8 protein-coding genes and 3 pseudogenes are annotated in these 11,065 nt (G+C 72.2%); 4 read left to right on the top strand and 7 right to left on the bottom strand.

Annotation, left to right across the window (positions count from 1 at the left end; genetic code table 11):
- Nucleotides 1-165 precede the first annotated feature (165 nt).
- A complete protein-coding gene (locus JNW89_RS16100; protein ID WP_238449537.1) occupies nt 166-336 on the top strand; it encodes a hypothetical protein in 171 nt (56 codons plus the stop codon).
- 22 nt (nt 337-358) lie between these two features.
- Here JNW89_RS16100 and JNW89_RS16095 read toward each other — a convergent pair.
- The 4 genes and pseudogenes from JNW89_RS16095 to JNW89_RS16080 all read right to left on the bottom strand — a co-directional run.
- A pseudogene (locus JNW89_RS16095) lies at nt 359-1,479 on the bottom strand (acetate/propionate family kinase).
- Nucleotides 1,476-3,541 (bottom strand): annotated as a pseudogene (pta, locus tag JNW89_RS16090) (phosphate acetyltransferase). The pseudogenes JNW89_RS16095 and pta overlap by 4 nt, the downstream one beginning before the upstream one ends.
- 80 nt (nt 3,542-3,621) lie before the next feature.
- Entirely contained in the window at nt 3,622-3,801 is a 180-nt protein-coding gene (locus JNW89_RS16085; RefSeq protein ID WP_088960493.1) for a DUF6104 family protein, read from the bottom strand.
- An 89-nt stretch (nt 3,802-3,890) separates the two neighbouring features.
- Nucleotides 3,891-7,178, bottom strand: a pseudogene (locus JNW89_RS16080) (multifunctional oxoglutarate decarboxylase/oxoglutarate dehydrogenase thiamine pyrophosphate-binding subunit/dihydrolipoyllysine-residue succinyltransferase subunit); the annotation flags it as partial.
- 40 nt (nt 7,179-7,218) lie between these two features.
- Between JNW89_RS16080 and JNW89_RS16075 the strand changes: the two are divergent.
- The 3 genes from JNW89_RS16075 to JNW89_RS16065 all read left to right on the top strand — a co-directional run bounded on the left by JNW89_RS16075 (nt 7,219) and on the right by JNW89_RS16065 (nt 8,842).
- On the top strand, nt 7,219-7,425 hold the full coding sequence (locus tag JNW89_RS16075; protein ID WP_238449536.1) for a hypothetical protein: 207 nt from the start codon (nt 7,219-7,221) through the stop codon (nt 7,423-7,425).
- A 128-nt stretch (nt 7,426-7,553) separates the two neighbouring features.
- Nucleotides 7,554-7,895, top strand: a complete 342-nt coding sequence (locus JNW89_RS16070; protein ID WP_238449535.1) for a PadR family transcriptional regulator — start codon at nt 7,554-7,556, stop codon at nt 7,893-7,895.
- The gene (locus JNW89_RS16065) at nt 7,892-8,842 is read left to right on the top strand and encodes a permease prefix domain 1-containing protein (protein ID WP_238449534.1); all 951 of its coding nucleotides are present in this window, start codon (nt 7,892-7,894) and stop codon (nt 8,840-8,842) included. Before JNW89_RS16070 ends, JNW89_RS16065 begins: the two co-directional genes overlap by 4 nt.
- 52 nt (nt 8,843-8,894) lie before the next feature.
- On the opposite strand, the gene JNW89_RS16060 is transcribed toward JNW89_RS16065, so the two are convergent.
- From JNW89_RS16060 to JNW89_RS16050, 3 genes are read right to left on the bottom strand one after another with little or no spacing between them, the layout of a single operon-like run.
- Nucleotides 8,895-9,455, bottom strand: coding sequence for a GNAT family N-acetyltransferase (locus tag JNW89_RS16060; RefSeq protein ID WP_238449533.1), 561 nt, complete (start codon nt 9,453-9,455; stop codon nt 8,895-8,897).
- A 55-nt stretch (nt 9,456-9,510) separates the two neighbouring features.
- The gene (locus tag JNW89_RS16055; protein ID WP_238449532.1) at nt 9,511-10,125 is read right to left on the bottom strand and encodes a DUF402 domain-containing protein; all 615 of its coding nucleotides are present in this window, start codon (nt 10,123-10,125) and stop codon (nt 9,511-9,513) included.
- Between the two features lie 5 nt (nt 10,126-10,130).
- Nucleotides 10,131-10,883 carry a YebC/PmpR family DNA-binding transcriptional regulator gene (locus JNW89_RS16050; protein ID WP_154938218.1) on the bottom strand — a complete coding sequence of 251 codons (753 nt, stop codon included), beginning with the start codon at nt 10,881-10,883 and terminating at the stop codon, nt 10,131-10,133.
- Between the last annotated feature and the right edge of the window lie 182 nt (nt 10,884-11,065).

Here is an 11,065-nt window from a genome sequence, read left to right as displayed (position 1 = left end):
ACCCCCATCCCTGCACGGTAGGGGGCCGGCGGCCCATCCCGGCCCCGCCGTCCGGACCGGTGCCGCCCGCCGCCCGGCCGGTTCCCGTCCACCGCTCGGATCGCAAGCGTCACCCCGGGTTCGGCGGGACCGTGCGGGGTGCGCGGTTTCGCTAGGGTCTCCGGCATGTCTGACGAGTACGTTGACCCCAGCGCCAACACCGAGCAGTTCCGCGCCTTCGCCCACGCGGAGCCCGCCGCGCCCGTCGAGGCGGCGTCCCGCCTGCCGCTGATCGCCGGCGCCGCCGCGGTCGCGGTGCTGCTGGTCGCCGTCGCCGGCTGGCTGGCCCTGGGCTGAGCCGGAGCCGATCAGGTTCGCCTCAGCCGGCGGTCGCCGCCACCGCACGGGCCTCCCGGGCGATCTCCCGCTCCTCGTCGGTGCCGATCACACAGACGCTGACCTCGGCCCCGTCGGGCGAGATCACCCGGTCGCCGGCGCGGCGTTGCGCGCCGGGTCCACGGCGATGCCCAGCCGGTCCAGCCCGGCCAGCGCCGCGGCCCGAACCTCCGCGGCGTGCTCACCCACGCCGGCGGTGAAGGTGACCGCGTCGACCCGGCCGAGCAGCGCGTAGTACGCCCCGACGTACCCGGTGATCCGACGGCAGTAGACGTCGAAGGCCAGCGCGGCGGCCGGGTCCCCGGCGGCCCGCCGCTGCAGCACCTCGCGCATGTCGTTCGCGCCGGTCAGGCCGAGCAGCCCGCTGCGGTGGTTGAGCAGGTCGTCGATCTCGTCCACCCCCAGCCCGCCCTCCCGGCGCAGGTGGAAGATGACCGTCGGGTCCAGGTCACCGCTGCGGGTGCCCATCACCAGGCCCTCCAGCGGCGACATGCCCATCGAGGTGGCCACGCTGCGCCCGCCGGAGACCGCGCAGGCGCTGGCCCCGTTGCCCAGGTGCAGGGTGATCGTGTGCAGCGCCTCGTACGGCCGGCCGAGCAGCTCCGCCGTGCGCCGCGAGACGTACGAGTGCGAGGTGCCGTGGAAGCCGTACCGGCGGACGCCGTAGCGCTCGGCGACGTCCCGGTCGATCGCGTAGGTGGCGGCGGCCTCGGGCAGGCTGTGGTGGAAGGCGGTGTCGAAGACGGCGACCTGCGGCACGTCGGGCAGCGCCTCCCGGGCCACCTCGATCCCGGCCAGGTTCGCCGGGTTGTGCAGCGGCGCGAGCGGCACCAGTTCCCGGATCGCGGTGAGGACCGCGTCGTCGATCAGCACCGGTTCGCTGAACCGCCGGCCGCCGTGCACCACCCGGTGCCCGACCGCGCCCAGCCCGGCCAGGTCGAGCCGGTCCAGGATCTGCCGGACGGTGGTGGCGTGGTCGGCCGGCCCGCCCCCGGGCTCGCCGACCCGCTCCACGGTGCCGGAGTCCCGGACCGTCTCGCCGTCGTAGAGCCGGTACTTCACCGACGAGGAACCGCAGTTGAGGACGAGCACCCGGTCGGTCATGACGCCTCCGCGGCGGCCTGGATGGCGGTGATCGCCACGGTGTTGACGATGTCGGCGACCGTCGCACCCCGGGACAGGTCGTTGACCGGCCGGCGCAGGCCCTGCATCACCGGGCCGACCGCGACCGCGCCCGCCGAGCGCTGCACCGCCTTGTACGTGTTGTTGCCGGTGTTCAGGTCCGGGAAGATGAAGACCGTCGCCCGGCCGGCCACCGTGCTCTGCGGCAGCTTCGTCGCCGCGACCTGCGGATCGATCGCCGCGTCGTACTGGATCGGGCCCTCGACCAGCAGCTCCGGGCGGCGCTCGCGGACCAGCTTGGTGGCCGCCGCGACCTTCTCCACGTCCGCGCCGGCCCCCGAGTCGCCGGTGGAGTACGACAGCATCGCCACCCGGGGCTCGATGCCGAACCGGGCGGCGGTGTCGGCCGACGACATGGCGATGTCGGCGAGCTGGGTGGCGTCCGGGTCGGGGTTGACCGCGCAGTCGCCGTAGACCAGCACCCGGTCGGCGAGCAGCATGAAGAAGACGCTGGAGGCCACCGAGACCCCGGGCACCGTCCGGATGATCTCGAACGCCGGCCGGATGGTTGCCGCCGTGGTGTGGGTGGCCCCGGAGACCATGCCGTCGGCGTGGCCGGTGGCCACCATCATCGTGCCGAAGTAGTTGGGCCGGGCCACGATGTCGTGCGCCAGCTCGACCGTGACGCCGCGGTGGGCGCGTAGCCGCGCGTACTCGACGGCGAACTCGTCGCGCCACGCGCTGGTCACCGGGTCGACGACGTCGGCGCCGGTGACGTCGATGCCCAGCTCCCGGGTGCGGCGGGCGACGTCGTCCGGGCGGCCGAGCAGCGTCAGGTCGGCCACGCCCCGCCGGAGCAGCACCTCCGCCGCCCGCAGGATGCGCTCCTCGGCCCCCTCGGGGAGCACCAGCCGGCGGCGGGTGGCCCGGGCCCGGTCGATCAGGTCGTACTCGAACATCAGCGGGGTCACCCGCTCGGACCGGCTGACCCGCAGCCGGCGGGCCAGGTCGACGGTGTCCACGTTGCCCTCGAACGCGCCGAGCGCCGCCTCCACCTTGCGCGGGTTGGCCGGGCTCGGGCGGCCCTCGATCCGGCTGGACGCGGCCACCGTGTCGTAGCTGTCGCTGCGTACCGAGAGCACCGCCAGCCCGGTGTTCAGCCCCTCGACCAGCCGCATCGCCCGGGGGTCGGGCTGCTCGCCGAGGGTGAGCACCAGCCCGGCCACCGAGACCTGCCCGGCGACGTGCGCGGCACTGGCGGCGACCAGCAGGTCCGCCCGGTCGCCCGGGGTGATCACCAGCGCCCCCTCGGTGAGGTGGTCGAGCAGGGTGGGCACGTGCGCGGCGCCGACCACGTAGTCGAGCACGTCGCGGTCGAGCGCGGCGTCGTCCCCGGCGAGCAGGGTGGCGCCGAGCGCCGCCGCCACCTCGGCCACGTCGGCGCCGACACGGTCGGCACCTCCGGGATGGCGTACGCGGGGACGGGCAGCTCCGGCAGCGTCATCGGCCCGGGCACCCGGTTGGCGATCACCGCCAGCACCGTCGCGCCCAGGTCCTCCAGATCGTGGTACGCCCCACGCGCCGCCGCCGCGATCGCCTCCGGCTCCTGCCCGAAGCCGTCGATCACCGGCACCACCACGCTGCCGAACTCGGTGGCCAGCCGGGCGTTGAAGGCCAGCTCGCGGGGGCCCGCGCCGTCGCCCCCGTCGGCGAAGTCGCTGCCCACCACGACCACGGCCGGGCAGCGTCGCTCGACGCTGCGGTAGCGCTCGACGATCCGGGAGATCAGCTCCTCCCGGCGGCCGTCGGCGACCAGGGCGCTCGCCTCGGCGTAGGTGGCGCCGGTCAGCTCATGCTGCGGCAGGTCCACCCGGTAGCGGTCGATCAGCAGGGCGAGGATCGGGTCGGCGCCGGTGTCGGCGACCAGCGGCCGGAACGCGCCGATCCGCTCGACCTGTCGGGAGAGGAGTTCCGCGAGGCCGAGGGCGATGGTCGACTTCCCCCCGCCGGACCCCACGCTGGTCAGGTAGACGCTGCGGGCCACGCCCCCACCCTAGGAGATCACGCGCTCCCGCGCCCGGGACCTCCGTCCCACCCACCCGGGCCGGACGGGGTGGTCCCGGGTTACTCGTCGTCCTCGTCGTCGAGGCGGGCCAGGTAGGTGGCGAAGCGTTCGATGGGGGTCTCGAACTCGGGGTTCAGGTCGACGAAGTCGCGCAGGCGCTCGGCCAGCCACTCGATGCTGACCTGCTCGTCGGCCCGGCGCTCGACGAGTTCCTCGATGCCACGGTCGGTGAAGTACATCCGTACGTCCTTGTCGGGATGGTGCCGACGGAACCGGGGCAGGGCCGTCGGCGGACGGCGCTGCCCCGGGTCTCGGCGGTGCGGTCAGGTCACGGGCGGGGCAGGGCCGCCTCGATCAGCGCGGACTGCTCGACCTCGTGCATCTTGGCCGAGCCGACCGCCGGGGCCGCCGCGGCCGGGCGGGAGATCCGCCGCAGCCGGACGTCGGCCAGGTGCTCCAGCAGGTTGAGCGCGACGAACGACCAGGCACCCTGGTTGGCCGGCTCCTCCTGCACCCAGGCGAAGTCCTCGGCGTTCGGGTACTGCGCCAGCGCGGCCCGGATCTCCTCGATCGGCAGCGGGTAGAGCTGCTCCATCCGCAGGATCACGGTGTCGGTGATGCCGCGCTCGGCCCGGGCCTGGAACAGGTCGTAGTAGACCTTGCCCGAGCAGAGCAGCACCCGCTTCACCTGCTCCGGCGCCGGGGCGGCGGTGTCGGCCAGCACCGGCTGGAAGGTGCCGGTGGTGAAGTCCTCCACCGAGGAGACGCAGAGCTTGTGCCGCAGCAGCGACTTCGGCGTGAACACCACCAGCGGCTTGCGCTTCGGCGACAGGGCCTGGCGCCGCAGCAGGTGGAAGTAGTTCGCCGGGGTGGTCGGGATGGACACCCGCATGTTGTCCTCCGCGCAGAGCTGGAGGAACCGCTCCGGGCGACCCGACGTGTGGTCCGGGCCCTGGCCCTCATGGCCGTGCGGCAGCAGCAGGGTGACCGCGGAGCGCTGGCCCCACTTCACCTCGCCGGAGGAGATGAACTCGTCGATCACCGACTGGGCGCCGTTGACGAAGTCACCGAACTGGGCCTCCCAGCAGACCAGCGCGTTGACGTTCTCCACCGAGTAGCCGTACTCGAAGCCCATCGCGGCGTACTCGGACAGCAGCGAGTCGTGCACGAAGAACCGGGACCGCTCGCCGTCGCCGGTGAGCGACTTCAGCGGCAGGTAGTCGTCGCCGGTCTTGGCGTCCACGATCGAGGCGTGCCGCTGGACGAAGGTGCCGCGGCGGGAGTCCTGCCCGGCGAGCCGGACGGTGACCCCGTCGTGCAGCAGCGCGCCGAACGCGATGATCTCGCCGTAGCCCCAGTCGATGTTGCCCTCGACGGACATCTTGGCCCGCCGGTCGAGCAGCTGCTGGATCCGCTTGTGCGGGGTGAAGCCCTCGGGGAGGTTGACGTGCGCCTCGCCGATCGCCTTGACCACGGCCGCGTCGGTGGCGGTCTCCACCTGCGGCTCCGGCTCCTCCTCGCGACGCGGCCGGCTGAGCTGGCGCGGGGTGGTGGCGGCGTCGCGGGTGGCCTTGAAGACCCGCTCCAGCTGCCCCTGGTAGTCGCGCAGCAGCTCCTCCGCGTCCTCCACGGTGATGTCACCCCGCCCGATCAGCTCCTCGGTGTAGAGCTTGCGGACCGAGCGCTTCGAGTCGATGATCTTGTACATCTCCGGGTTGGACATCGAGGGGTCGTCGCCCTCGTTGTGCCCGCGCCGGCGGTAGCAGACCATGTCGATCACGACGTCCTTGTTGAACGCCTGCCGGTACTCGAAGGCCAGCCGGGCGACCCGGACCACGGCCTCGGGGTCGTCGCCGTTGACGTGGAAGATCGGCGCCTGGATCATCCGCGCCACGTCGGTGCTGTAGAGGCTGGAGCGGCTGTACTCCGGGGCGGTGGTGAAGCCGACCTGGTTGTTGACCACCACGTGCACGGTGCCACCGGTGCGGTAGCCGCGCAGCTGGGAGAGGTTGAGCGTCTCGGCGACCACACCCTGGCCGGCGAAGGCGGCGTCACCGTGCACCGCCAGCGGCAGCACGGTGTAGCCCTCCAGCTTGAGGTCGATCCGGTCCTGCTTGGCCCGGACGATGCCCTCCAGCACCGGGTCCACGGCCTCCAGGTGCGACGGGTTCGCCACCAGGGAGACCTTGACCGCGTGGTCGCCGCCCGGCGTGGTGAACTTGCCGTTCTGGCCCAGGTGGTACTTCACGTCGCCGGAGCCCTGGGTCGAGCGCGGGTCCAGGTGGCCCTCGAACTCGGAGAAGATCTTCTCGTACGGCTTGCCGACGATGTTGGCCAGCACGTTCAGCCGGCCGCGGTGGGCCATGCCGATGACGACCTCGTCCAGCCCGCCCTCGGCGGAGGCCTCCAGCACCTCGCCGAGCAGCGGAATCAGCGACTCGCCGCCCTCCAGCGAGAAGCGCTTCTGCCCGACGTACTTGGTCTGCAGGAAGGTCTCGAAGGCCTCGGCCGCGTTGAGCCGGTTGAGCACGTGCTTCTGCTCGTCCGCAGGGGGCTTCTCGTACTTGCGCTCGATCCGCTCCTGGATCCAGCGGCGCTCCTCCGGGTCCTGGATGTGCATGTACTCGATGCCGACCCGGCGGCAGTACGAGTCACGCAGCACGCCGAGGATCTCCCGCAGCTTCATCCGCTGCCGGCCGGCGAAGCCGTTGACCGGGAAGACCCGGTCCAGGTCCCACAGGGTCAGCCCGTGCTGGAGGACGTCCAGGTCCGGGTGCTTCCGGATCTTGAACTCCAGCGGGTCGGTGTCGGCCATCAGGTGGCCGCGCACCCGGTACGCGTGGATCAGCTCGTGCACCCGCGCGGTCTTGTTGATCTGACCCTCGGAGTCGACCGCGACGTCCCGCACCCAGCGCACCGGCTCGTACGGGATGCGCAGCGAGGTGAAGATCTGGTCGTAGAAGCCGCGCTCGCCGAGCAGCAGCTCATGCATCACCTTGAGGAACTCGCCGGACTGCGCGCCCTGGATGATCCGGTGGTCGTACGTGCTGGTCAGCGTGATGATCTTGCTGACCGCCAGCTCGGCCAGGGTGGTCTCGCTCATGCCCTGGTACGGCGCCGGGTACTCCATCGCGCCGACGCCGATGATGGCGCTCTGCCCCTGCATCAGGCGGGGGATCGAGTGCACCGTGCCGATGCCGCCCGGGTTGGTCAGCGAGATGGTGGTGCCGGCGTAGTCCTCCATGGTCAGCTCGTTGCGGCGGGCGCGCCGGACCACGTCCTCGTACGCCTGCCAGAACTGCCGGAAGTCCATCTGCTCGCAGGCCTTGATGGACGGCACCACCAGGTTGCGGGAGCCGTCCGGCTTGACCAGGTCGATGGCGATGCCCAGGTTGACGTGCTCCGGGCGGACCATCGCCGGCTTGCCGTCGACCTCGGCGAAGGAGTTGTTCATCTCGGGGTGCTCGACCAGCGCCCGGACCAGCGCGTACCCGATCAGGTGGGTGAAGCTGACCTTGCCACCGCGCCCGCGGGCGAGGTGGTTGTTGATCACGATGCGGTTGTCGACCAGCAGCTTGGCCGGGACGGCGCGCACGCTGGTCGCGGTCGGCACCGCCACCGCACCGCCGCGCTCGCCGGCCGGAGCGAGCGTCGGCATGTCCTTCGCCGAGCTGGAGGAGATCTACGGCCGGCGCGGTGAGCTGATCAGCAATGACGCCGGCGACGCCACCGCGTACCTGGTCCGGTTCGGCAGCCGGGTGGAGCTGTTCACCGGACACCCGATCCGCTCCGGCGTCGGCTGGTTCGAGGCCGGGCGCGCGGACTTCGTCGAGCGCGGCTTCCGGCAGGGGCGGTCCTGCTGAACCGGCCCGCACCGAGGGGCGCCGGCATCCCGCCGACGCCCCTCGTCGGCAGAGCGACACATCGTTCCCCTCTGGCACAACGCTATTGGTCCCGACAACACTGTGTGGCACACAGTATAGTGTGACGCATGGTTAGCGAGGAGATCCTGCGGACCCATCTCCAGGAGTTGCGCCGCGGCACGGTGGTGGTGGCGAGCCTGGTCGCCCTGCGGCACCCCGACTACGGCTACGCACTGCTGCAACGGCTGGCCGCGCACGGCTTCCCGGTCGACGCCAACACGCTCTACCCCCTGCTGCGCCGACTGGAGGAGCAGGGCCTGCTGACCAGCGAGTGGAACACCGAGGAGAGCCGCCCGCGCAAGTTCTACCGCACCAGCGAGGAGGGCGAGAGCGTGCTGCGCCGACTCCTCGACGACCTCGCCGCCGTGCAGACCTCCGTCGCCGGGCTGATCGAAGGAGTGGACCGATGACTTCCCTGACCGACCGCTACGTCGCCGCCACCCTGCGGGCCGTGCCCGCACCACGCCGGGCGGAGATCGCCACCGAGCTGCGCGCCTCCATCGAGGACATGATCGACGGCCGGACCGCCTCCGGGGAGGACGCCGCCGCGGCCGAACGCGAGGTGCTGACCGAGATGGGTCACCCGGAACGGCTCGCCGCCCGCTACGCCGACCGCCGGCTCCAACTGATCGGCCCCACCTACTACCTGGTCTGGCAACGATTCCTGAAGGGGCTGCTCGCCGTCGTCCCCGCCACCGTCGGCGTGGTGGTGGGCGTGCTCAAGGCGACCGTCGAGGGCGAACCCGGCCCGGCGATCGGCGCCAGCGTCACCGCCGCCCTCCAGACGGCGGTGCAGATCGCCTTCTGGGTCACCCTGTGCTTCGCCGTGCTGGAACGGACCGACACCTCGCTGAACCTGCCCGACTGGACCGTCGACCAGCTACCCGAGAGCCCGGCCGAGCGGGACGTACGCCTCACCGACACCTGCGCGGCGGTGGCGATGCTGCTGCTCACCCTGGCCTTCCTGCCCTGGCAGCACGTCCAGTCCTGGGTGACGGACACCGACGGCGGGCGGATCCCCCTGCTCGACCCGGCGCTGTGGCGCTCCTGGCTGCCGGTGCTCGCGGCGGTGCTGGTCGCGAGCCTGGCGCTGGAGATCGCGAAGTACCGCGCCCGGCGGTGGACCTGGCCGCTGGTGGCGGTCAACGCCGCGCTCGACCTGGCCTTCGCCGGGCCGGTGGTGGTGCTGCTGCTCACCGACCGGCTGCTCAACCCGGACCTGGTCGCCCGGTTCGCCTGGCTGCGCGAGGGCGATCACCTGGAGACCGTCGCCACGGTGTCGGTGGTGGTGATCGCCGTGATCACGCTCTGGGACGTCGTCGACAGCGTGCTCAAGGCCCGCCGCCAGCAGGCCTGAGCAGAGGCATCCGGCCCGGCGCACCCGGGGGCGCCGGGCGGCCGGGCCCGTTTCAGCGGGTGCCGGCCCGCCACTCGCGGGCCAGCAGGGCGTACACCGCCTCGTCGGTCCACTCCCCCTTGACCAGCTCGTTCTCCCGCAGGTGCGCCTCCCGGCGCATGCCGAGCCGCTCCAGCACCCGGGCCGAGGCGGTGTTGCGGGCGTCCAGCCGGCCGACGATCCGGTGCAGGCCCAGCTCGTCAAAGCCCAGCCGCAGCATCTCCCGGGCCGCCTCGGTGGCGTACCCGTGGCCGGCGTGGTCGGGGTGCAGGACGTACCCGATCTCGCCCTGCCGGTGCGCGACGCTGGTCCAGATCAGCAGCACGTCACCGATCACCGCGCCGGTCTCCCGCAGCACCAGCGCCAGGTTCAGCACGTCGCCCTCCGCGCGCAGCGCACCCGGGCGCGCTTGCGGGCCAGCGCCTCCCGGCTGGCGGCCTCGTCGTTCGCCGCGAAGTAGAGGTAGCGGGTGACGTCGGCGCGGGACTGGTAGCCGCAGGGCAGCGAAGTCGTCGGCGGTGAACAACCGCAGGTCGAGGCGATCGGTGCGCAGCGGGAGGTCGGGGACGAGCATCCCGGCAGGCTACGGCGGGAGCGGGCGGCCGGTCAGCCGAGTTTCGCCGCCGCTCTCAGCAGGGAACGGCGTCCCAGCCGGCCGGCAGGCGCGGCCCGTCCCAGGACGGGTCCGGCCGCCACTGCGCCCAGCCCTCGTCCCACCAGCGCCGGCCGGCGTCGAGCAGGGCGGCGATCCGGTCCCCCTCCCCGCGGATGGCGTCGGCCATGCCCGGGTAGCGCCCCTCGGTGAGGCGCTGGGCGAACATCTCCACGTCCTTCCAGACGTACCGGTCGGCGCCCGCCGGCCACCACAGGTCCAGCTCGTGGTCGAGGGTGTCCACCCCGATCGGGGTACGCCGGAACGGGTCCTGGAGGTTGAAGTACCAACCGGCGAAGGCGCGGTCCTCGCCGGCCCAGAAGACGTCCACCGAGTGCGCCTCACCCGGACGCTGGAGCATCAACTTGCCGTGCCCGGACCAGGCCGTGTGGCCGGCGGTCTGCCAGGGGTGCCGTCCACACGGGAAGGTGCCGCCCTCCGGGAAGCCGAACTCGGCCCCCGGCGGCAGGTAGAGCGCGAGCAGGTCGGCGGAGTCCTCGACGCAGATGGTCGGGCAGCCGAACCAGACCTCGCCGCGCAGCACCTCCCGCCGGACGACGACGTCGCCCGGCGGGAATCGCCCTTCGGTCACCGGGGTCAGGCGTCGACCGCGGCCATGACGTCGTCGGAGACGTCGAAGTTGGCGTAGACGTTCTGCACGTCGTCGCAGTCCTCGAGCACGTCGATCAGCTTGAAGACCTTGCGCGCGCCGTCGGCGTCCAGCGGCACGTTGACACTGGGGATCAGCGAGGACTCGGCCGACTCGTACTCGATCCCGGCGTCCTGCAGGGCGGTGCGGACCGGAATCAGGTCGGTCGGCTCGGAGACCACCTCGTACGCCTCACCGAGGTCGTTGACCTCCTCCGCGCCCGCGTCGAGCACGGCCATCATGATGTCGTCCTCGGTGGTGCCGGCCTTGGGGACGATCACCACGCCCTTGCGGGAGAACATGTACGACACCGAGCCGGCGTCGGCGAGCGAGCCGCCGTTGCGGGTCAGCGCGGTGCGGACCTCGGTGGCGGCCCGGTTGCGGTTGTCGGTCAGGCACTCGATGAGCATCGCCACGCCGTTCGGGCCGTAGCCCTCGTACATGATCGTCTGCCAGTCGGCGCCGCCGGCCTCCAGGCCGGAGCCCCGCTTGACCGCGCGGTCGATGTTGTCGTTCGGTACCGAGTTCTTCTTGGCCTTCTGGATGGCGTCGTAGAGCGTCGGGTTACCGGCGGGGTCGCCGCCGCCGGTGCGGGCCGCGACCTCGACGTTCTTGATCAGCTTGGCGAACATCTTGCCGCGCTTGGCGTCGATGACGGCCTTCTTGTGCTTGGTGGTCGCCCACTTTGAGTGGCCGGACATCTCGTACCTCCGTCTGTCATTCCACGCCTGCGTCGACAGCCCGCGCCGACTCCACCCCGCAACCGGCGACAGAAGGGCCGGTCGGCTCCGCGTGGAGGGCTGCGGCGGGCAATGGCCCTGCCGAACCGCGGCAATCCTACCGAGGTCGTGCCTCGGCTTGTCACACCCGGCACCCGTCCGGG

It is taken from the genome of Micromonospora sp. 4G55 (assembly GCF_016803375.1).
This window is presented reverse-complemented; position numbering and strand designations above follow the sequence as displayed.

Coding starts and splice junctions, on each gene's coding strand:
- JNW89_RS16075 (WP_238449536.1), top strand. CDS start 7,219: ATGTCCTTCGCCGAGCTGGAGGAGATCTACGGCCGGCGCGGTGAGCTG.
- JNW89_RS16050 (WP_154938218.1), bottom strand. CDS start 10,883: ATGTCCGGCCACTCAAAGTGGGCGACCACCAAGCACAAGAAGGCCGTC.
- JNW89_RS16065 (WP_238449534.1), top strand. CDS start 7,892: ATGACTTCCCTGACCGACCGCTACGTCGCCGCCACCCTGCGGGCCGTG.
- JNW89_RS16060 (WP_238449533.1), bottom strand. CDS start 9,455: ATGCTCGTCCCCGACCTCCCGCTGCGCACCGATCGCCTCGACCTGCGG.
- JNW89_RS16070 (WP_238449535.1), top strand. CDS start 7,554: ATGGTTAGCGAGGAGATCCTGCGGACCCATCTCCAGGAGTTGCGCCGC.
- JNW89_RS16100 (WP_238449537.1), top strand. CDS start 166: ATGTCTGACGAGTACGTTGACCCCAGCGCCAACACCGAGCAGTTCCGC.
- JNW89_RS16085 (WP_088960493.1), bottom strand. CDS start 3,801: ATGTACTTCACCGACCGTGGCATCGAGGAACTCGTCGAGCGCCGGGCC.